General features: G+C 59.4%; 19 protein-coding genes. 10 read left to right on the top strand and 9 right to left on the bottom strand.

Features of this window, described 5'->3' with window-relative positions; genetic code table 11:
- The first annotated feature begins 22 nt into the window (after positions 1 to 22).
- From QP990_RS06645 to QP990_RS06635, 3 genes are all read left to right on the top strand, one after another.
- Positions 23 to 1,417, top strand: coding sequence for a hemolysin family protein (locus QP990_RS06645; RefSeq protein WP_239207877.1), 1,395 nt, complete (start codon positions 23 to 25; stop codon positions 1,415 to 1,417).
- Positions 1,417 to 2,475, top strand: a complete 1,059-nt coding sequence (locus tag QP990_RS06640) for a CNNM domain-containing protein (protein ID WP_284798752.1) — start codon at positions 1,417 to 1,419, stop codon at positions 2,473 to 2,475. The genes QP990_RS06645 and QP990_RS06640 overlap by 1 nt, the downstream gene beginning before the upstream one ends.
- 219 nt (positions 2,476 to 2,694) lie before the next feature.
- Positions 2,695 to 3,567 carry a hypothetical protein gene (locus QP990_RS06635; RefSeq protein ID WP_284798751.1) on the top strand — a complete coding sequence of 291 codons (873 nt, stop codon included), beginning with the start codon at positions 2,695 to 2,697 and terminating at the stop codon, positions 3,565 to 3,567.
- A gap of 240 nt (positions 3,568 to 3,807) precedes the next feature.
- Here the strand turns inward: QP990_RS06635 and QP990_RS06630 are convergent, their stop codons facing one another.
- From QP990_RS06630 to QP990_RS06615, 4 genes are all read right to left on the bottom strand, one after another.
- The gene (locus QP990_RS06630) at positions 3,808 to 4,947 is read right to left on the bottom strand and encodes a hypothetical protein (protein ID WP_284798750.1); all 1,140 of its coding nucleotides are present in this window, start codon (positions 4,945 to 4,947) and stop codon (positions 3,808 to 3,810) included.
- Positions 4,944 to 5,309, bottom strand: a complete 366-nt coding sequence (locus QP990_RS06625) for a hypothetical protein (RefSeq protein ID WP_284798749.1) — start codon at positions 5,307 to 5,309, stop codon at positions 4,944 to 4,946. Before QP990_RS06625 ends, QP990_RS06630 begins: the two co-directional genes overlap by 4 nt.
- Positions 5,310 to 5,675: 366 nt before the next feature.
- Complete coding sequence (locus tag QP990_RS06620) at positions 5,676 to 6,356, bottom strand: hypothetical protein (protein ID WP_086588326.1); 681 nt, start codon at positions 6,354 to 6,356, stop codon at positions 5,676 to 5,678.
- A 251-nt stretch (positions 6,357 to 6,607) separates the two neighbouring features.
- Positions 6,608 to 8,440, bottom strand: coding sequence for a long-chain fatty acid--CoA ligase (locus QP990_RS06615; RefSeq protein ID WP_239207880.1), 1,833 nt, complete (start codon positions 8,438 to 8,440; stop codon positions 6,608 to 6,610).
- A 94-nt stretch (positions 8,441 to 8,534) separates the two neighbouring features.
- Here QP990_RS06615 and malQ point away from each other — a divergent pair, with 94 nt between their 5' ends.
- Positions 8,535 to 10,658, top strand: coding sequence for a 4-alpha-glucanotransferase (gene malQ, locus QP990_RS06610; protein ID WP_239207881.1), 2,124 nt, complete (start codon positions 8,535 to 8,537; stop codon positions 10,656 to 10,658).
- 50 nt (positions 10,659 to 10,708) lie between these two features.
- On the opposite strand, the gene QP990_RS06605 is transcribed toward malQ, so the two are convergent.
- Both QP990_RS06605 and QP990_RS06600 read right to left on the bottom strand, forming a co-directional pair.
- Positions 10,709 to 10,948, bottom strand: a complete 240-nt coding sequence (locus QP990_RS06605; RefSeq protein WP_086588323.1) for a hypothetical protein — start codon at positions 10,946 to 10,948, stop codon at positions 10,709 to 10,711.
- The gene (locus QP990_RS06600; RefSeq protein ID WP_200288770.1) at positions 10,941 to 11,156 is read right to left on the bottom strand and encodes a hypothetical protein; all 216 of its coding nucleotides are present in this window, start codon (positions 11,154 to 11,156) and stop codon (positions 10,941 to 10,943) included. Before QP990_RS06600 ends, QP990_RS06605 begins: the two co-directional genes overlap by 8 nt.
- Positions 11,157 to 11,194: 38 nt before the next feature.
- On the opposite strand from QP990_RS06600, the gene QP990_RS06595 reads away from it, so the two are divergent.
- Complete coding sequence (locus QP990_RS06595) at positions 11,195 to 12,493, top strand: carboxylesterase family protein (RefSeq protein WP_239207882.1); 1,299 nt, start codon at positions 11,195 to 11,197, stop codon at positions 12,491 to 12,493.
- Here QP990_RS06595 and idi read toward each other — a convergent pair whose 3' ends face one another.
- Together idi and QP990_RS06585 are read right to left on the bottom strand one after the other, a co-directional pair.
- Positions 12,494 to 13,030 (bottom strand): isopentenyl-diphosphate Delta-isomerase, encoded by a 537-nt coding sequence (idi, locus tag QP990_RS06590; RefSeq protein ID WP_239205092.1) that lies wholly within the window; start codon positions 13,028 to 13,030, stop codon positions 12,494 to 12,496. It abuts the gene before it with no gap.
- Positions 13,027 to 13,575 (bottom strand): hypothetical protein, encoded by a 549-nt coding sequence (locus QP990_RS06585; RefSeq protein ID WP_239205090.1) that lies wholly within the window; start codon positions 13,573 to 13,575, stop codon positions 13,027 to 13,029. Before QP990_RS06585 ends, idi begins: the two co-directional genes overlap by 4 nt.
- Before the next feature lie 181 nt (positions 13,576 to 13,756).
- Between QP990_RS06585 and QP990_RS06580 the strand changes: the two genes are divergently transcribed.
- From QP990_RS06580 to QP990_RS06565, 4 genes are all read left to right on the top strand, one after another.
- Positions 13,757 to 15,646 (top strand): ABC transporter ATP-binding protein, encoded by a 1,890-nt coding sequence (locus tag QP990_RS06580; RefSeq protein WP_284798748.1) that lies wholly within the window; start codon positions 13,757 to 13,759, stop codon positions 15,644 to 15,646.
- Between the two features lie 91 nt (positions 15,647 to 15,737).
- Positions 15,738 to 16,868 (top strand): MalY/PatB family protein, encoded by a 1,131-nt coding sequence (locus QP990_RS06575; protein ID WP_284798747.1) that lies wholly within the window; start codon positions 15,738 to 15,740, stop codon positions 16,866 to 16,868.
- Positions 16,869 to 17,073: 205 nt separating this feature from the next.
- The gene (gene brnQ / locus QP990_RS06570; RefSeq protein ID WP_200288765.1) at positions 17,074 to 18,474 is read left to right on the top strand and encodes a branched-chain amino acid transport system II carrier protein; all 1,401 of its coding nucleotides are present in this window, start codon (positions 17,074 to 17,076) and stop codon (positions 18,472 to 18,474) included.
- Positions 18,475 to 18,660: 186 nt separating this feature from the next.
- On the top strand, positions 18,661 to 19,680 hold the full coding sequence (locus QP990_RS06565; RefSeq protein ID WP_200288764.1) for an LLM class flavin-dependent oxidoreductase: 1,020 nt from the start codon (positions 18,661 to 18,663) through the stop codon (positions 19,678 to 19,680).
- Here the strand turns inward: QP990_RS06565 and QP990_RS06560 are convergent.
- Complete coding sequence (locus QP990_RS06560; RefSeq protein ID WP_239207886.1) at positions 19,677 to 20,213, bottom strand: hypothetical protein; 537 nt, start codon at positions 20,211 to 20,213, stop codon at positions 19,677 to 19,679. The two genes, QP990_RS06565 and QP990_RS06560, sit on opposite strands and share 4 nt — an antisense overlap.
- A gap of 198 nt (positions 20,214 to 20,411) precedes the next feature.
- Between QP990_RS06560 and QP990_RS06555 the strand changes: the two genes are divergently transcribed.
- On the top strand, positions 20,412 to 21,176 hold the full coding sequence (locus QP990_RS06555) for a GntR family transcriptional regulator (RefSeq protein WP_086588313.1): 765 nt from the start codon (positions 20,412 to 20,414) through the stop codon (positions 21,174 to 21,176).
- The last annotated feature ends 2 nt before the right edge of the window (positions 21,177 to 21,178 follow it).

Here is a 21,178-nt window from a genome sequence, read left to right as displayed (position 1 = left end):
TCTAGGCGGTGGGGAGTAAATCATGTTATCGGCTATTTTGATGATCCTGGCCGGATTTGTAGTCATCGGCCTCATCATCGTCGCGAATGCATACTTCGTGGCCCAGGAATTTTCTTTTATGTCCGTGGACCGCACACAGCTGCGGTCCCAGGCTGCTGAGGGGGATAAGACGGCGCAGCGCGCGCTGGCTATTACCCAGCAGACCTCCTTCATGCTCTCCGGCGCGCAGCTCGGCATTACTATTACCGGCCTGCTCATCGGCTATGTGGCCGAGCCGCTCGTGGGCCAAGGACTGGGCGTCCTGCTCGGCGGCGTTGGTGTGCCGAGCGCAGTGTCTATTACCGTGGGCACCATCCTGGCGCTTTTCATCTCCACGATTGCAACCATGCTCTTCGCGGAGCTTTTCCCCAAGAACTACACCATCGCCGCCCCTATGAAGACGGCGCGCTGGCTGGCCTCCTCCACGCAGCTTTACCTGCGGCTATTCGGCTGGCTCATCCACTTCTTTGAGTACTCTTCCAATGCCATCCTCAAGGTTTTTGGCATTGAACCGGTAGAAGACGTGGACTCCTCCGCCACCGCCGATGACTTGGAATCCATCGTGGATTCCTCCCATGAGGCCGGCGATCTGGATGAGAATACTTATATGGTGCTCGACCGCCTGCTGGATTTCCCTGAGCACGACGTAGAGCATGCCATGATCCCGCGCTCCCGCGTGGACGTCATTGACCCGGACACCACCCTTGGTGAGGTTCGCGAGATGATGTCGTCCGATCACACCCGCTACCCCGTCATCGATGACGAACATAACCCGGTGGGCGTGGTGCATCTTATCGACGTCCTGGGAAGCGACCTTCCCGCCGCCACCAAGGCCACCAGCATCATGCAGGAACCCGTCGTGGTTCCTGAGCTGATGCCGCTGCCGGATGTGGTAGAGGAGCTGCGCGATAGCGACCAGAAGATGGCCTGTGTTATCGATGAATACGGTGGCTTTGTGGGCATCGTGACCATGGAGGACTTGGCCGAGGAAATCTTGGGTGATGTCACCGATGAGCACGATATCGAAGAAACCGAGGAAATCACGGAGCAGGACGATTCCCACTGGGTGGTAGATGGCGATACGCCCATTGATGAAATCGAGCGGGCCATCGGCCACGACCTGCCTGAGGGCGACTTCGAAACCGTCGCTGGCCTCGTCATCGCCCACTCCGGCGCGTTGCCAGAGGTCGGTGAGGAACACGCCATTCAGCTCGAGGCCGAGCCCGATGATTGGGTGGACCACGATGAGGCGCCCGTGCGCTCTATCCGCCTGCGCGTGCAAGAGGTGGACCGCCACGTGCCCTCCGTCCTTGCCATCGAGCTGGTGGAGGATTACCCCGACCAGTCCGATGATGACGACGAGAAGGAGGATGCATAATGACCGAATCTTGGTGGTTTAACCTCCTCGTTACCCTACTTATCATCGCCGCTTCCGGCTTCTTTGTGATTATCGAGTTCTCCTTGATGGGCGCTCGCCGTCACCGTTTGGAAGAGTATGCGGAAAATTCCCGTACTGCCCGGGCCGGCCTGCGCTCGCTCAATGAACTGACCATCATGCTTGCCGGCGCGCAGCTGGGCATTACCGCCGCTACCTTCGTGCTGGGTGCCGTGACCAAACCGTGGGTCCACCACCTGCTCATGGCCCCGCTCGAAGCTGCAGGCCTACCACTGGGCATTGCCGATGTCGCTAGCTTTATCCTCGCCCTCTTCATCGTCACCTTCCTTCACTTAGTGCTGGGTGAGATGGCGCCGAAATCTTGGGCGATCGCCCACCCAGAAACCGCACTGCAGGTCATCGCGGTACCCGCGCGCGGCTTCGTGTGGATCTTCCGCCCGCTGCTGAAATGGATCAATGTCATGGCCAATAAGCTCGTGGCCATAGCTGGCGAAGAGCCCGTCGATCGTGCCGGTGCAGCCGGCTACGACGCCGAGACCCTGCGTACCTTGGTCGAGCATTCCCGCGAAACCGGCGCATTGGATGATGACTCCGCCAACCAGATTTCCGATGTCATCGAGTTGGAAAACTCCACCGTTGGCGCCATGGCCCGCGCCCATGGCTCCGAGGTAGTGCCCCTGCCTTCCGACGCCACCGTGGACGATCTCCAGGACCTCGTCGTGCGCAAGAACATCATGCGCGTACTGGTCTTTCCTAAGGACTCCCGCGTTCCCCGCGTAGTCCACGTGCGCGATACCTTGCTGGCAGCTCCGGAGACCCCGGTCCTCGAGTTCTCCCGCCCTGCCCTGTCCGTGTCTTCTTCTACTACCGTGCAAAAGACCTTGGACCATATGCGGGCCCGCAACGAGCAGCTCGTCATGGTGGGTAAGGCCGATAAGGACAATGCCGTGTGGATCCTTACCTGGGATGACATCATGGGCCAGCTGTGGCCGCAGATTACCGAGCAGCTAGACAAGGTCACCCCTCCCCCGGCCGTCTAAGTCCCGCTCGTCCCCGCCCGCGCCCGCCCCTTTTTGCCGGCGCGGCCTTTCCTATTTCCCGCCCTCGCGCAAGTGCAGCCTCTCCACCTTGTGGACAAGTTCGCCCCTGCTTACCCCAGCAGCCACTTTGAGCACTTGACCATCTCAGCCTCCTCGTTATCCACAAGCCCGGCCGTTACTTCCTCGCGCCGGCCAGAAGCGTGTCCTTTGCTTAAAGGCATGACAACACCACTGACCAATAAAGATTCCATCCGCGCTAACCACCCCACCTTTTGGACCGACCTGAAAAACGGCACCTACCTTAAGCTCGCACCGCGCATCGCTGTCCGGCGCGATCACTATCATTGCCTCGATTTCCCGTCCCAACTGCGCCTGCGCGCCATTGCCGCCGCTCGCAGTGCCTATACCGCAGTACTCATCTCCAAATCCGCCGCCCGAGTACATGGCCTGTGGGTCATCGCCACGGCCGAGGAACAGATTGAGATGGCACTTCCCACCAATACGCTCCCCCACAAAGACCGCCGCCACCCCGAGCGCATCTACCGCAAGGCTTCCCTGCCTGAACCTGTCCTCGTGGACGGCGCCCGCTGTGTTTCCAAAGCCCGCGCGGTTATCGATATCGCCCGCTACCACGGCTTTCGCGATGGCCTCATCGCCGCCGACTCGGCACTACGCGCCGGAGTAAGCCGGGAAGAACTCACTCAAGAATTCGCCCGCATGGGAAGAGTACGCAATAGCCGCATCGTCCGCGCTGTGATCCACCATGCCTCTGAGCTTTCCCGTTCTCCATATGAGTCCTTTGCCCGCGCCCTTATCATTGAGGCTGATTTCCCGTGGCCTATTTTCTTCAAAGCACAGTTCAAAGCTCTTCCCGACATCACGACCGCTCTGTGTATCAACAACGCCTATCTCGTTGACATCGTCTCTGCGAAGGCGCTGCCCCACCTACGCGAGCGTCACCAGCTCCTACGAAAGGCGGGATTCACCGTCCTTTGTTATTCCCCGAGACAGCTCGTCGACCACCCCGACCGTTTTCTGTCCGACCTTACCGCCACCGTCTCCGCTGGGCAGAAGGCCGCCCGTTCCGCTTAAGTCCGCGGTTTCTACCTGCCGCCACATCTGACTTCCTCTCCCCTATCTTTCCCTCCCCTGCCATTCGCGCTCACCGGCAGCACTTTCGCGACGAAATCTGCCGCGCCGGTGAGCGCGAAGGGAGGGTGTGAGAATATTTCTCGGGATGCGACGCAACAGTGACTACAAATCGAAAGAGCCTCCCCGAGAACATGCTCGTGGAGGCTTTACCGATTCCAGCTAAAGACCTAAGGAATGGTCTTACTGGTTGATGCGCCATGGGACGCTGTTCTTCGGCAGCATGCCATGGGTGTAGAGGTAGTCAACGGCAGACAGAATGCCCAGTACCGTGCCGCCACCTACCAGGGCTGCAAGGAAGGAGAAGCCGGCCACGGAAGATAGGTCCGCGTCCTTGCCATCCTTGCCGTTGATACCGTCGCGACCATCGCGTCCGTCACGGCCGTCGCGACCGTCGCGGCCGTCCTTGCCGTCCTGGCCATCTTCACCGTCGCGGCCGTCCTTGCCATCGCGACCGTCGCGGCCGTTCTCGCCGTCCTGGCCATCGCGACCGTCGCGGCCGTTCTCGCCGTCCTTACCATCGCGACCGTCGCGACCGTCGCGGCCGTCGCGGCCGTCCTGGCCATCTACGCCATCCTGGCCATCCTTGCCGGGAACAACGACAGCCTCGCTGGTAGAAGGCTCGGTGGACTCCTCAGGAGTGGTTTCCTCGGAGGAAGGTTCCTCGGAAGGATCGACCTCAGCAGGCTGATCCTTGGTCTTCTTGCCGTTGAGCATATCGGAGCACAGCTGGCCGGCCGGAGCGTTGACGGCTGCCAGGTCGGAGGCCGCCGTAGAGATATTGTTCAGGGAGTCTTCGATGCTCTTCTGCTGATCCTTGCTCAGCTTCAGGTCGCCAGCGACGTTCGCACCTGGAACCAAGCCAGCGATGGTAACGGCTGCATTAAAGAGCTTCAAGATAACCTTGGTTCCCTTGCCAAAGGTACCGTCTGCGAACTTGAGCAGGCCGGATACGGTCTTCTTTGCGGCATCCGGGTTATTCATATCAACATCGGCATCGGCATTATCGATACGTCCGATGGCCATGCCCTGGGCACGGGAAAGGTCCCAGGTAACGGTCTTGTCCTTCTCGCCTTCCTTGACCAGCTTGGCAATGCCATCCCAGGTCTTACCGGAAATCTTATCGATGAAATCGGCCGGAACCAGGTCACCGACTACCGGAATGATTTCCCAGACGGTCTTGATAATCTTCTCGCCGCCATCGTAGAACGCCTTAGCTAGGGCAAGCTTGAGGTCGAGCAGGTTGCCTTCCTTTTCAGGGGCATCAGTCACCTCACAGACCAGCTGGTCCTTCTTTTCGTCTTTAACCACCTTGACGTTCACGTCGTCATTGGAGGCCTCGGTCTGTGCGAGCTCATCAAGAGAGGTCGGCTTTGCAGGCTTCTCGGGGCCGGAGTCTCGGTGGCTTCCTCAGCACCATCTACAGCATATGGGGTGATGGAATCGGCGGCATCGTCTTCCGCGTCGAGTTCTTTCATCGCCTTATCACCGGCGTTGTTTTCCTCGAGCAGGTTGCCTTCTTCATCGAATTCGATGCCATTGAGGCTTACGGTATCGTCGGTGGTCTTTTCTTCGACGAAGGTAGTGTCCTCGGCAGCGACGGCGGTAGGAACAACGGTAATGGAAGAGAAGGTGACTACGGCCACTGCGCTGGCAATGAGGCGAGAAGTTCGGCGTGCGCCCATGGTTTGACTCCCTGTAGATATGGTTGAAGAATTTAATTGCGCGCGCCGCGTGTAGATGATGCTAGGGCACGGCGTTCGCGTGGACGGAAAATACCCTACAGCGCTCTAAGAGTATTTTCTACTTAAATTTTAAGGGTGACCTGGCAACAACATCGCTGGCTACAGGATCTAATCAGCTGAACAGGCATAACGTGGACCATCTGAAACGGCTGTTAACCTAAAATTTTCCTAAATTTCTACCCGAATTGGGGCAGATCCCTCCGGAAATCCACGCATAAATCCACTGGAAACTTCAACGGCCACCGAGAGAGGGAATCTCGGTGGCCGTGAACATCCCCTTGTCTAAAACAAGGAAGCCTCAATAATTTATGCAGTAGTAGCCCGGCGAGCCGCTTCACGCTTAGCGCGAACCTTTTCCACCACCGCCGCTACGCGGGCACGCTCCTCCAAGAACTGCGGCGGGTTATGCCCTCGCATCGTGCGCACATAGGCGGGGTGGGTATCAAGCACCGTGTGCTTCCACGCTTGGACTGCAATGAGAGCAGACTCGCCGGTGCGCTTGTACAGGTGCGGCAGGGAGACCATGTCGAGGTTGCGGGCCACGGCGTCGGTTTGCGCAAGCACGTACTCGACTACCTCGCGCAGGTAATCCGCCACGGCCTGGGTACGGTAACGCAGGGACTGGGCCAGCTCGTGCACCACGATGGGCTTGGAGATGGGGAATCGTTCATCCAGCAGGCGCGGGGTGAGTTGTTCCGGCTCTTCCACGTCGTTCACACCGGAAGAAGCGGCGGAAATCGTGCCGGAGCGCACGCCGGAAACCAAAGCTTGGCGCAGGCCCATCAGCTCGCCCACGCAGCGGCCGGAGTCAACGCGAGCATCTTCGACGATATCGCCTAGCTCGGCCAGGCAATCCATGCACAGCTCTTCGTCCCAATCCTCGATGGCTTCAATGAGGTGCTCGAGATATTCTGCGACTTCGTCGCCGATATTATAAATCTCTTGCGTAAGCTCGCGGTGGCGCAGCTCGGCGGCGATTTTGTGCATTGGCTTCGAGCCACTCCTTCCACGGTCCCATTTCTAACCTCTAGTAGAGGTTGAGGTTTGCTGTAACGCTTCACGACTCTATGCGAGATCCGCCGCCACGGGCGCGCGACACTCCGAAGCCATTCACAGGTTTATGGCAGGTTCGACCGCCCAGAGCAGAGGGCGGCGGGTTGAGCTGCACAAGGGGCGTCGCCAAGCAGGGCAAAAAGAAACACCCGAGGACATGTCCTCGGGTGTACCCATCGCGCAGACTAGCGCTTGTACAAATGCTCAATGGCCGCAGCATAACGCTGCGCTACCACGTTGCGCTTGACCTTCATGGTGGGGGTCAGCTCATTTTCTTCCTCAGTAAGGTCAGACTCAAGGATGTAGAACTTCTTGATGCCCTCCGCGTGGGAGACGGTGGCATTGACCTGGTTGATGGCATCCTGCAGCTCCGCGCGCAGGGTGGGATCGGTGGCCAGCTCTCGCATAGAGCGATTTTCCGGAATATTGTGGTCCAGCTTCCAACGCTTCAAAATATCCGGATCCAGCGTCAGCAGCACTCCCACGAAGGGCTTACCATCGCCTACCACCATGGCCTGGGAGATAAGCGGGTGGCCGCGCAGGATATCCTCCATCGGGCCGGGCGAAACATTCTTGCCGCCGGCCGTAACAATCAGATCCTTCTTGCGGCCGGTGATAACGAGCTTGCCGTCCTCATCAATCTCACCCAAGTCACCGGTGTTGTACCAACCATCCTCGAGGGCTTCGGCCGTTGCCTCCGGGTTATTCCAGTAACCGTGGAAGACGATATCGCCCTTGATGCAGATTTCGCCTTCATCGTTAATGCGGAAGGTTACGCCGCCCATGGGCGGGCCGACGGTGCCGATGGACTGGTCCACAAAGTCCACCGCGGCCGCGGCGGCAACCTCGGTGAGGCCGTAGCCCTCATAGACCGGGATACCGATGCCGCGGTACCAGTGCAGCAGGTCGTGGCCCATGGCGGAGCCGCCGGTAATGCAGTAGTTCACGTTGCCGCCCACGCCCTTACGGATGGTGGAATAGACCAGCTTGTCAAAGACCTTGTGCTTGGCCTTCAGCAGGCGATCTGGCCCCTCCGGCTTGTCCAAAGCCTTGGAGTATTCGATGGCGACCTTTTCGGACTGCTCAAAGAGCAGGGTCTTGATGGCAGAATCGGCGGCCTTAGCAGCGGCAGAATTGCGCACCTTTTCAAAGACGCGCGGCACACCCAAAATGACGTTCGGGCGGGAGCGGGCGAACTCGATGGAAATGGTGGAAAAGTCCGACCAGTGGTTCTGGGAGGCACCGCGCATGGCCACCGCAATGGATACCGCGCGGGCAAAGACGTGCGCCAGTGGCAGGAAGGTCAAGGTATGGCTGCCCGGGACGGCAAAGATACCAATGGGATTGGTGCACAGGCCGCGGGTCTGGGCCAGCCAATTGCGGTGGGTGAGGATGCAGCCCTTGGGGCGGCCGGTGGTACCCGAGGTATAAACCAGGGAGGCCAGGTCATCGGTGGAAGTGGCCTTGATGCGGGCGTAGACCTCCTCCGCGGCCACGCCGCGGCCCTCGAACTTGAGGGTGTCAATGGCAGAGGAGTTGATTTCCAATACGCGGCGCAGCTGCGAAGGAGAGCCCTTGAGGTTGGGCTCGCCATCTTCTTGCAAAACCAGGTTTTCTACCAGTTCGGAGTGCTCGCGGGTTTCTGTAATGGCCAGCACTGCGCCGGAGTCCTCAATAATCCAACGCACCTGGGAGGCGGAGGAAGATGGGTAGACCGGCACGGAGGCGGCTCCCGCGGCCCAGATGGCAAAATCCAAAAGGGACCACTCATAGCGGGTAGCAGAGATGAGAGCGACGCGGTCCCCCTGCTGCACGCCAAGGGCGATAAGCCCTTGGGCTACTTCAAAGACCTCATCGATGAATTCTTTGCCCGTTACATTGACCCACTCGTAATTTGCTGGGCGGGTAAACATGACGCCGTGCGGACGCTTCTTCGCGGTGTCCATCAGGGCGGTCAGGCAGGTTTCGCCCGGCTCGATAGTAAATTGCGCCGGGGTATGCACTTCTTGCAGGGTCACGCGGTGTCCTTTCGAACAGCTATTTATTAATCTCCGCCTACTGTACCAATCTGTTTCCCAGCAGGCGCGTTGTCCCCGTGGCACAATGTGGCCTGTGACTACCCGCGACTTGCTTGAAGAACTCGCTCAGCGCCACGGCGTGGCCACCAGCTATGCCTCCCAGTCTGGTTTCCCCGTCCACGTTGCTGAAGACACTATTACCTATACCCTGCGCGCCTTGGGCGTGGCCATCGAAGATAACCCAGACGATGCAGCCCTGACGCAGCTGCTTTACGACGACTACCTCACCCGCTCCTCCCAGCCCCTTCCCCACTGCGTCGTCGCACCCCAGGGTCAGGAGCGCGGGTTCGTTGTGCATGTACATGCCGGCGACACCGCCAACGTACACATCGAATTGGAAGAAGGCGGCACCCGCGAGGTCTACCAAGATCGCAACGACGCCCCAGACGCAGACGTCGATGGCACGCTATGGGGCGAGGCCAGCTTCCATATCCCTGGCGATCTGCCGCTGGGCTACCACGAGCTGGTGCTGGAGTCAGAGGGCATCGGCAAGCATGCCTGCTCGCTGATTATCACCCCGGCGCACCTCACCACGGCCGATGAGTTTGTCGAGCACCCGATTAGCGGCGTGATGGCGCAGCTTTATTCGGTGCGCTCGGAGTCTTCTTGGGGAATAGGTGATTTCCAGGATTTGGGGCAGCTGGCTGAAACACTCGCCCCGCATGCGGATTTTTTGCTGGTCAACCCGCTGCATGCAGCCGAGCCGCTACCGCCGATTGAGGATTCTCCCTATCTTCCCACCACGCGGCGTTTTATCAACCCGCTCTACCTGCACATCGAATCCATCCCGGAGCTCAAGCTGTTGCCGGAGGACTTACAAGATGATGTGCGCGAACTGGCCGAAGAGTTTCGCCAGCGCAACCGCAGCGCAGATGAAATTGAGCGCGACACCATTTTTGAAGCCAAGCTGCAGGTGCTGCGCGAGCTTTTTAATTACCAGCCCACTCCGGAGCGCGAAGAGGCTTTCGTAAGCTATGCCCGCGAAGAGGGCCGCGGGCTGCGCGATTTCGCTGCCTGGTGCGCGCAGCGCGATGCCGCGGCGCAATCGGGCCAGCGCCATGCCGAGGGCTTGGATATGGACAAGCTCACGCGTTTTTATTCCTGGTTGCAGTTCCTCTGCGATGAGCAGCTAGCCGCCGCGCAGCAGCGTGCGCTCGATGCCGGCATGCGCCTGGGCCTGGTCACTGACCTGGCGGTGGGCGTGCACCCAGGTGGCGCCGATGCGGTAAATCTCACCGAATACTTGGCACCGCAGTGCTCGGTGGGTGCCCCGCCGGATGACTATAACCAGCAAGGCCAGGATTGGTCGCAGCCGCCGTGGCACCCGCAGCGCTTGGCCACCGCCGGCTACGCCCCGTGGAGGGAGATGCTCTCCACCGTGCTGCGCCATGCCGGCGGTGTGCGTGTGGACCACATCTTAGGGCTTTTCCGCCTGTACTGGATCCCGCGCATGGCCAGCCCGCTGACGGGCACGTATGTCTCTTATGATTTTGAGGCCATGGTGGGCATCTTGGCTCTGGAGGCGCAACGCGCTGGTGCCGTGGTCATTGGTGAAGACCTCGGCACCGTAGAGCCGTGGGTACAAGATGTGCTCGCTCAGAAGGCGGTGCTGGGTACGTCCATCGTGTGGTTTGAACGCGACGATGATGACTACTCCCCGCTGCCGCAGGAGAAATACCGCCAGCTGGCGCTGTCCTCAGTCAATACGCATGATCTGCCGCCCACCTTGGCCTACCTGCGCGGCGATCATATTTCGCTACGCGCGCACCTAGGCGTGCTTACCCGCTCGGTGGAAGAAGAGCAGCGCGATGACATCGAGTGGCAGGCCCGCGTACTCGCAACCGTGGCGGACCGTGGCCTCTTGCCACAGCGCGATTACCTCGTAGATCCGGCAGAGCGCGCTTCTCGCGGCGCGGAGGAGGATATAAGCGAAGCGCTGCATCGCTATATCGTAGGTACACCTTCGGCTCTTGCGTGCACCAGCTTGGTGGACATGGTGGGTGATGTGCGCGCACAAAATCAGCCGGGTACCACGCACGATCTTTATCCCAATTGGTGCGTGCCGCTATGTGATACCAACGGCGCTCCCCTGCTCATTGAGGATCTTCCTAGTCTGGAATTCTTCCAGCGCTTAGAGGCCACCAGCCGGAAAGCATAAAGCGGAAGGCCTAACGCCGGGCCTAGGCGCTGGTGCGGGGTGGAGCAGGTTTAGGTCCACAGGCCGATCAGTGCGACGACTATCACCAGCGCGATCATCGTCCACAACGTGAGCGTGACACGGGATTTGGGCAGAGCGCGCTTGCGTTTAACGGGCTGTGCACCAGGCGTGGCCGCCGAGGTAGAAGACTGGCCGGCGCGCTTGGCTTCGGGGTCCCAAAGGCCCTCGCGGGGGTTAGCGCGCAGCTCGGCGCGCTCTTGCCGTGCGCGCTCGTTATTTTCCTCAGCCATGGTGGTCTATTTTAGTGCTGTGGCTGCGTTGCTGGGAAATCATGCGTTTGCCTCGGTTGGCTATGTAGTCGACCACCCACATCAGGCACCACGCTACGACCACCATGAGCGGCACGGCGATGGCCACCACGATGACCATTTGAATCCACACGGGCGCCTGCACCAACAATTGCGATAGCGTGCTGCCCAAGCTCGTCAACCACTCCATGGCTACTTATCCTACTTGCTCGCGGTAGTCTGGCTGACATGTCGAGCGCCCAGATTCCTGTTACCGTCGCCACCGCTTCCGGCCGGATCACCGGCGTGCGCCGAGATGGCCTGCACTATTTCCATTCGGTGCGCTATTGCAACATCCCCAGCCCCTACTCTCCTGCCGAGCCATATGATCGCAGCGTCGATCAGGATGCCCGCGAGCCGCACCCAGAAGATATTGCTTTGTCCATTACCACTCCTGCCGATGCCAACGACTGCCCTGTGGTGGTCTATGTTCACGGCGGGCGCTACGAGCACGGATCGCACGAGGATCCGCGGCTTTCGGGGACAAAGAATGCCCGTCACGGTGTAATCCAAGTCAACGTCGGTTATCGGGTGGGGTTGGCTGGTTTCGTGCGCTTTGACGGCGATGAGGCGGACCGCTACCGCGCCATCGATGACTGCCTCCTAGCTTTGGAGTGGCTGCAGCACAATATCGAGGCCTTTGGTGGCGATAAAACCAATATCACCTTGGTAGGCCAATCCGCTGGGGCGGCGATAAGCTTGTGGCTCGCACGCCGCGATCACTTCCGGGGCGGTTTCCGCCGCGTGCTGGCGCTCTCGCCGGCATTCCCACGCGACCGCTTCGAGCACCGCGTCACCGACCTGCGCAAGGCTCTAGGTGTGCCGGTCACGCGCCAGGCTTTAGAAAAAATGGACCCAGAATCGCTGGCCAAAGGGTATGCCAAATTCCGCAAGAAATATCGCTTCGATGTCGCGTTGGGCCCCGCGCCACTGCGGGCCGAAGAACTGGCGGATATCCCTATCGTGGTGACATCTACCCGCGATGAGTTCTATGACATGCCCACAGCCCAGCGCATTGACAAGATGGCCCTGGCGGGCTTTATTACCAGCTATCTTTCGCCCAAGTTTGGGATTTCGCAGGGGCGCTTCAAGCAGTGGCGGCAACTGGCGCATTATGTGGATCCGCAGCGGCCGATGGGCCGGCTTATCGGTGATGCCGCAGTGCGACGTTGGACCGCCCAGGTAGCCGAGTATGCTCCAGGACCTACGTGGATGATGGAATTTACCCGCACTAATGCCCCCGCAGTGCACTGCGCCGAGCTCGGCCCACTTTTTGGCGGCAATGGTAGCGAAGGGGAAAACAACGCCCCCGCCGAAGAGCTCAACGAGTGGCTACGCCATTTTGCCACCACGGGTGAGCCCGGATTCCCCAGATATGGCGATGACCACCAGGTGCTGGAATTTGACCTCGATACGGGCGAGCGTCGCCTAGCCTATGCCACCTTGGACTATGTGGCCGCGGCCTTTTATAACGACGAGGAGCTGTAATTACAGCGCAGCACGCAGCTTTTCGTCCGCTAGCTCATCAATCATCCACGGGCTAAAGACGCCAGGCATGGCATCGGCGGCAGCAAAAAGCCGGGCCGGCTCGACCCACTGGTAGGAATCTACTTCCTCGGGATTGGGCTCCCACTGCGCATCGGGGGCAAGCTCGACGGTAAATACCGGGCAGATTTCGTTTTCTACCGTGCCTGAAGAATCCACCGCGCGATAAGAAAAATCCGGCAGGATAAGCCGCGGGGCGGATAGATCTGAAGGCGCGATGCCTAGCTCAAAGGAGGCGCGGCGCAGTACTGCAGCCGTATTCTCCTCGCCGGGAGCGGGGTGGCCGCAAAAAGCATTGGTCCACACGCCAGGCCAGGTGAGTTTGCTCAGCGCGCGGCGCGTGACTAGCACTTTGCCGCCGCAGGTTAGCCAGGCGGAGAAGGCAAAGTGCAGCGGGGTATCGGAGGTATGAACTTCGGCCTTGGGAGCGGTGCCGATGGGTTCGCCCGCGGCAGAGGCCAAGACTACAAGTTCCGTCATAGATTAAGGTCTCCTACCCAGGTCACGTTGCCTACGTGGAGGCGCGCATTCCACAGGTTGCCAGGAGTGACGTCGTAGCGGTATTGCAGATTCACCGAGGCACCCGCTCCCAACGGGTGGTCGAGTCCTGGTGGCTCCACATCCGGGGCAGACTGCTCGTCATAGGGCAAGGAATTAATCTTGGCCCAGCCACCATTGCCGTCGGCGCGTTCGAGGGTGGGATCTTCAAAGGCGTCGACCGGCAAGGGAACGTCGTTTTCATTCTTCAGCAGGATGGTCACTACGGAGCCGCCGGAATTGTTATCGGAATACACTCCCTGCAGTTCCCAGCTCACGCCCAAGCCCTTATCCTTTACCGGCTCGGCAAGGTTAGAAGTGACCTCTTTGTCATCGGTGTCCTTGGCCTCGTACGGGGCTTCTTCGGAGCTGGAGACGGTGATATTGTCCCCGAGCCCTGTTTCTTCCGGCTGGAGAACACTACATCCGGTCAGGGTCACGGCGAGAGCGCTGACCACGCCTGCGCCGAGTATGTGAGATTTTTTCACCGTGGATGGATCCTTTGCACGCGAAGATTGTTGTATTTCTGCACAAGTACCTTAGCCTAATCTTTCCGGAACTTAGGCATTTACTCCCGTGAACCCCGCATGTGGCATACTAGGCAGTCGCTTAAATCTCTCCTCCCTTAAAATCGCGCACTACCCGCCTTTTTGAATTGAGTGTGGTTTTATGAATTCCATCTTGCGCATTACTCGCAGTGCTTCTGCCCTGTGGTCCTATTACTTGGGCGTGCTACTAGCTGCCACGGTCACCGCAGTCCTAGCACTGATATCGCCCTTTTTGACGCGCCACGCTACCGATACGATCGTAGAGGCGCTGCAGACGGACGCCCCGGCCGGCGATGCGCTGCGCACCGTGTTGTTATTGGCTGTGGCGCTTTTTCTTGCCGACGCCGCCAATGCCCTCTTCCGCAATATTGGTGGCTACATCGGCGATGTCATGGTCTCGCGCCTGCGCGAGATTTTGTCTACCCGCTACTTTGCCAAGCTGCTCGCGCTCCCGCAGGGCTATTACGATAACCAGGTCACCGGCACGATCATCGCCCGGCTGGATCGCTCGATTGCCAATATCACGCAGTTCGTGCAGTCCTTTGCCAATAACTTCTTCACGATGATCATTCAAACCCTCGCGGTATTAGCCATTACCGCGTGGTTCTACTGGCCGCTGGCCATCCTGCTGGCTCTCCTCTTCCCGGTATATATGTGGCTTACCGCGCTGACCTCGAAGCGCTGGCAGAAATTTGAGGCCATTAAAAATGAGAATATTGACCAGGCTAATGGCCGCTTTGCGGAGGTCATAGGCCAGGTCAAGGTGGCCAAGTCCTTTGTGAGCGAGACCCGCGAGCTTTTCCACTTTGCTACGCGCTACCGCACCGTGGTGGATACCACTAAGCCGCAATCGCGCTGGTGGCACATGATGGATACCTTCCGCGGTCTGGCCATGGCGTTTATCTTCCTAGGTATCTACGGCGTTATCTTCTGGCGCACGCTGGAGGGGCATTTTTCCTTGGGCGATATGGTCATGTTGCTGCAGATGGTCTCCAGTGCGAAGCAGCCGGTCTTTATGATGAGCTGGATTGTCGATACCGCCCAGCGCGCAATAGCCGGTTCGAAGGACTACTTCAAGGTAATGGAAGAAGAGCTCGAGCCCACCGCCCCGCGCGAACTGGTGGCCGCCACCACCGGTTCGCATACCCCGCAGCTGGATCTCACGCCGGTTCGCCCGCTCGAGCCCACACCCGGCGCGCCGGTGTTTTCCTTTCAGCACGTTTCCTTCGCCTATGAGGAGGGCAAGCCCGTGGTGGAGGATATTTCCTTCGCGGCCGCTGAGGGCCATAAGGTAGCACTCGTGGGCGAGTCCGGCGGCGGCAAATCGACCTTGGTGAACCTGCTTTTGGGCCTTTACCACCCCTCAGCGGGGCACCTCGATGTGCTAGGCCACCGGGTAGACGATCTCACTGCCTCGCGCCTGCGCGCCTCGGTGGGCGTAGTCTTCCAGGAGTCTTATCTTTTCTCCGGCACCATTCGCGAAAATATCGCCTACGGCAAGCCGGGTGCCACGGAGGAAGAAATCGTGGACGTCGCCAAGCGCGCCAATGCCCATGAGTTTATCCGGGCCTTCCCGGATGGCTATGACACCGTTATTGGTGAGCGCGGCCTTAAGCTTTCCGGTGGACAAAAGCAGCGCGTCTCCGTTGCCCGCGCCATGCTTAAAGACGCCCCCATTTTGGTATTGGACGAGGCCACCTCGGCGCTTGATACCAAGTCCGAGCGCGCCGTGCAGGCCGGTTTGGATGAGCTGATGAAGGACCGGACCACGCTTATTATTGCCCACCGGTTGTCCACCATTGCGGACGTCGATACCATCATCACCTTGGACCGCGGCCGCATCGATGAGATGGGCTCGCCGGCCGAGCTGGCTCAATCCGGTGGCATTTATGCCGAACTGCTCAAACTCACTCAATCCACCTCGGCCGCAGACCGCCGCAGGTTGAAAAAATATGGCTTTGTCTCCGGCCACGCCTCCGAATCCGAGGAGGAAGAGGAGGCAGATGTCTAGGAGCCTGCACCGTCGCGGGAAGATAAGCCAGTTGAATAAAAGCGCATAAATGCGCTGGGGTGGCCGCGGGCTTCGCGTTAAGGTTGTAGCCATGGAGTTTCCTAGCCTAGAAGAATTGCAAGCCCGCGGAACCCGCAAGTGGACCGTCTTCGAAGAAGATGTGTTGCCACTGTGGATTGCGGAGTCCGACTTCCCCACCGCGCCCGCTATCAAGAAGGCGTTGGAAGAGATGGTGGATAGGGAAACCTTCGGCTATACCCCAGCACCCAAGGCCTCAGGACTGCGCGAGGCTGTGGCTAATTTCTATGACACACGCTATGGCTGGCGCCCTATCCCGGAGCATATTTTCTGGATTGGGGATGTAGTGCGGGGTCTTTTGCTAGGAGTGCAGTACTTTACCCGCGAAGGTTCCCCGGTCATCGTGCCAGTGCCTTCCTACCCTCCGCTGCTGGAGCTGCCGCGCACCGCTGGCCGCGAAAAGATCGAGACCAGCTTGGAGCTCGATGATATTGAGCGCGCCTTCCAGCAGGGCGCTGGCTCTATTTTGCTAGCCAACCCTTATAACCCGCTCGGCCGTGTCTTGGACGAGGACTACCTCACCGGCTTGGTAGAACTGGCGGAAAAATATGATGCGCGCATCCTGGCCGATGAAATCCATGCCCCACTGGTCTATGAGGGGCGGCATATCCCGGTGGCGTCGCTGAGCGCGGCGGCTGCCGAGCGCACCATCACGGTAACCGCTACCTCCAAGGCTTTTAATACTGCCGGGCTAAAGTGCGCGCAGATTATTTTCTCCAATACGTCCGATGTACACACGTGGAATGACCTTACTGGGGTGGCCAAGGATGGCACGGGCACCTTGGGCGTGCTTGCTGCGGAGACTGCCTACCGCGAGTACGGCGACTTCCTCGATGAAGAAATAGCGTACCTGCGGCAGACCCGCGATTGGTTGGTGGAGGAGCTGCCGCAGCGCATCCGTGGTTTAAAGACCAGCAAGCCGGAGGCCACCTACCTGCTGTGGTTGGATTTTGCTGATACCGCTATCGGCGGCAATCCGCAGCCGGCCAAGTGGTTGCGGGAGAATGCGAAGGTCGCGCTCAATGAGGGCGATACCTTTGGCACCGGCGGTCCGGGCCATGCGCGGTTGAATTTCTCTACCTCGCGCGAGATTTTGGAGGAGGCACTCGACCGCATGGAGCGTGCCTTCGCCGCACTCGATTAGGTCGGCCCGGCTGGGTCAACCATGTATTCTGCGTCACCCCCACACTTTGATTTCTCACCATGTGGGCGGTAATGTCTCATTACACGAACAGGCGTGACCCGCCACCTCGGACCGCGGAGACGCACCCCACCCCGCCATCACCCCTCGGCGGAATAAGGAAAGCTTCCTCACATTCTAGCTGTACATGGAAAATTAAGGAGCCACCATGGCTACCCCAGTCGCGTCAAGCACTGCAAAGCCCGTCGCCACCATCGTAATTGCGTCGTTGATGCTGTTTTCGATGTTCTTCGGCGCCGGCAACCTCATCTTCCCACCCATGGTGGGAGTTTCGGCCGGCACCAATTTTTGGCCCGCCGTCCTCGGCTTCCTCGCCGCCGGCGTGCTCCTTCCGGTCCTAGCCATTGTTGCCGTCTCCATTTCGGGCCGCTCCGTGCGCGACCTGAGCTCCAACGGTGGCGCGCTTTTCGGCCTCGTCTTTTCTGTAATGGCCTACCTTGCCATCGGCGCCTTCTACGCCCTGCCGCGCACCGGCGCCGTTTCCATGGAAACCGCCATCACCCCGCTGCTGGGCTGGGAGGGAACCATGGCCAATGGCATCTTCAATGTGGTCTTTTTCCTTATCGCCCTAGCACTGTCTTGGAAGCCAAATTCCATTATCGATACCTTGGGTAAGTTCCTCACCCCGGCTTTGGTGGCGTTGTTGGTTGTCCTCATCGCCTTGGCAGCTTTCAACAATCCCCGCGATCCCCAAGCACCTACTGCGGACTATACTTCTTCCCCCATGGTCACCGGCCTTTTTGAGGGCTATAACACGATGGATGCCATTGCGGGTCTGGCCTTTTCCATCGTCATTGTCGGCGCTTTGCGTTCCAAGGGTTTTAAGACCAAGAAGTCCCTGGTTAACGGCACCATTACTGCCGCTCTGGTTGCTGGCGCTTTGCTGGCCGCTATCTATCTGGGCTTGGCGTGGGTAGGCCAAACCATTCCCAATGGCCAGTCCTATGAGTCAGGAGCGCCCCTGCTTGCCGACGCCGCAAATCTCACCATGGGCACCATCGGCCAGGTCGTCTTCTCCGCCATCGTCATCCTGGCCTGCATGACCACCGCGGTGGGCCTTATCACCTCCACCTCCGCCTTCTTCGAAATGCTTGTGCCTAAGGTGAAGTACCACGTCTGGGCCTGCCTCTTTACCGCACTGTCCATTCTCTTCGCCTTCCAGGGGCTGGAGACGGTGCTGTCCATTGCAGTGCCCTTCATTACTTTCCTGTATCCACCAGCTATTTCCCTTATCTTCCTCACCCTGATCCAACCAGTGGTGAAAAAGTCCGTGGTCTTTTATTGGACCTACCGTTTGGCACTGTGGGTATCGGTGCTGTGGTCGGCCTTGTCCGTTATCGCAGATCAGGGCTGGGGAACCGACGCACTCGATCCCCTCTTGAGCTTGGCTCCTGGCCAGTCCGTAGACCTCGGCTGGATCGTCCCTACCGCCATCGCGGCAGTCATCGGCCTCGTTGTCGATATCGCCACCAAGGCAGGCGAGAAGCACGAGGCCGCCAACCCACCGGCAACAGAGCCGGCGGAGGCCGACGCCCTCGCTGAGGCTTAGTCTCTCCTTCCTACCTCCCCCTCCCACTCCACACCTCACCACGGTGCCGAGGCGGAGGGGATTTTTATGTCAACAGGCCCCTGCGGCGATGCGGTATAGCCCCGCCCGGAATAGTCAGGCGGCGCGTACCGTTGGAAGAAGAGAACTTAGACAGGATTTACCGAAAGCAAAAGGAAGGCTCTCCCCGTGACCGAACGCGCGCATCTTTCCGTCTTGGACTTCTGCACCATTTATGAGGGCGAGACCCCAGCACAATCCATCGCCCGCTCCGTGCAGTTGGCACAGGAAGCAGAAAAGCTGGGCTATTCTCGCATGTGGTACACCGAGCACCACAATATGAAGTCCATCATGTCTTCTTCTCCGGCCGTGCTCATCGCCCACATTGGTGCGAAGACCGAGCGCATTCGCTTGGGTTCCGGCGGAGTGATGCTGCCTAACCACTCCCCTTATGTCATCGCCGAGCAATTCGGCACTTTGGAGGAGATGTATCCCAAGCGCATCGACTTAGGCGTAGGCCGCGCACCCGGCACGGATATGAATACCCTGGGCCGCGCCCTGCGCCGCGACGCCCACTCTGCCGAACGCTTCCCCGAAGACGTCAAAGAGCTCAACTCCTATCTCGAGGGCAAGTCTTATATCCCGGGGGTCAGCGCCGTTCCAGGTGCCAATACCAACGTGCCGATCTATATTTTGGGCTCGTCCATGTTCGGCGCCTCGCTAGCCGCCAAGCTCGGCCTGCCTTATGCCTTTGCTTCTCACTTTGCCCCGCAGCACCTCGAGCAGGCTACCACCTACTACCGCGAGAACTTCCAGCCTTCCGAGCGCTTCAGCAAGCCCTACCTCATCGCCGGAGTCAACGTCACCGCCGCCGAGACCACCCAACAGGCGCAGGAGGAATACGAGCGCGTGTGTTTCAACCGCGTCAAGGCCTTCGCCGGCCGCGGCAAGCACCTCACCGATGAGCAGGTGGAGCAGATTATCGGCTCTTACCAGGGCCAGCAGATCCTAGACATGCTGAAGTACTCCGCCGTGGGCACCGCCGATGAGGTGGCAAACTACCTCGAGACCTTCCAGAAGCACGCTAAGGCCGATGAGCTGATGGTTTCCTTGCAGTCCAGCTCGCACGAGGAAGTCATCAAGAATATGCAACTGCTCGCACAGGGCTGGCAGCTCGATCCGGCACGCGTAGCCGGCACCCCGAGCTAGCCTTCGGCCCTTACGTGGCCTAGGTGGTCAATGGGGACCTCGGGGAACCGTTCCCGGAGTTTTCCCTCAAGCTCCCGCGGTCCCAGGTTCGCCTGCTCCGGCAATCGCACCGAATACTGCTGCGCTTCGTCCAAGGTAGAAACGCGTACCCCACGCGGAATCAGGGCCAGGAAATTTTGGCCCGGCTCGAGCGAATAGAACTGCATGCGGTCTAGCTCAGCGGCCGGATACCTAGTCCGCTGGAGTGGCAAGGAAATATCCTCGCCAATGCGCAGCAGCGCACGAGCTCGGCGCCGCGCGGAGGCTACCACCGCCAGCATCGCGCACAGCGCCCCGCCTAAGGGCATGAGCGCGGCAATGAGGTAAACGGTATGCAAGCGTGTGTCGGCCGGCTCCTGCAGCGCCGAGTAAATAAGCACTCCACCGATTAGCAGCAGCGCGACGGCGATAATGACAGCCATCGTCACTGCCTTGCCCAGGCGCGCGGTACCGCCGGCTTCGCGTACTTCAATAGTTTCGGTGCTCTCGTTCACGAAGACTTAGCCTAGCGTGCTTCCCACCCACCTAGCGCTGATAGAGCGGCGCGTGATTTTATTTAGTGCCTTTTCACTCAAATAGCGCGTAGTTTCTTAGTGACGCTGTTGCGTTAGCGCACCCTAGCAAAATGGAATAACATTGACGTGTTTCGCTCCGCTGCGAAAAGCCCCGGAGAGACTAAGGACAAAGGTTGAATGAGCCCACGCGATAAACAGCAACATAAAAAGATCGCGGACTACCTGCGAGAACAGATCCGCTCTGGCGTGCTGCAACCAGGCCATTTTCTACCTAGCGAAGCAGATTTATGCGAGAAGTTTTCTTCTTCCCGCGGACCCGTGCGCCAAGCGGTTGCGGCTTTGCGCGCCGAAGGGCTGGTTTCCTCCGGCCGCGGGCGACGCTCCACCGTTTTAGCCTCTACCCAGGCAGAGCTTTTTGAATCCATCTATTCCATCTCCAGCTGGCTCAGCGAATATGACGCGGATCCCCAACAGCACACCCTGTGGCTGGCTCGCCGCCGTGCGCCGCGGGAAATCACTCGTTTTCTGCGTGTGGACCCAGAACAAAATGTGGTCTTTGTCCACCGCGTGCGCTATACCGAGGACCACCCCATTGCCATTGAGCGCATGTATTTCCCCATGGTGGTGGGAAAGCACATCTTGGACTTCGACGCGGATGCCGGCTCTATTCATGCGCACCTGCACGAATGCGGCGTGGACTTTGATAATGTGCGCCGCGAACTCACGTTGGAGGAAGCCACGGCCGAGGATGCCGAGGCACTTGAAGTAGCCACTGGCACCCCACTGTGGCGGCTCCAGATGGAAATATCCAACCACTCCGGCGAACCGGTGGAATTGGCGGTATACCTCTATCGCGCGGACCGCATGAAGCTGGCTATGAACAACGTACGCGGGGGCGTTTCACCCCTAGAAGTTATCCCCACTCCAGGAAATTTTGCATAAGT

The organism is Corynebacterium sp. MSK071 (genome assembly GCF_030232125.1).
GTDB classification, from domain to species: Bacteria; Actinomycetota; Actinomycetes; order Mycobacteriales; family Mycobacteriaceae; genus Corynebacterium; species Corynebacterium kefirresidentii.
Note: the sequence above shows the minus strand (reverse complement) of the source record. Positions and strands in the feature narration are given on the sequence as shown.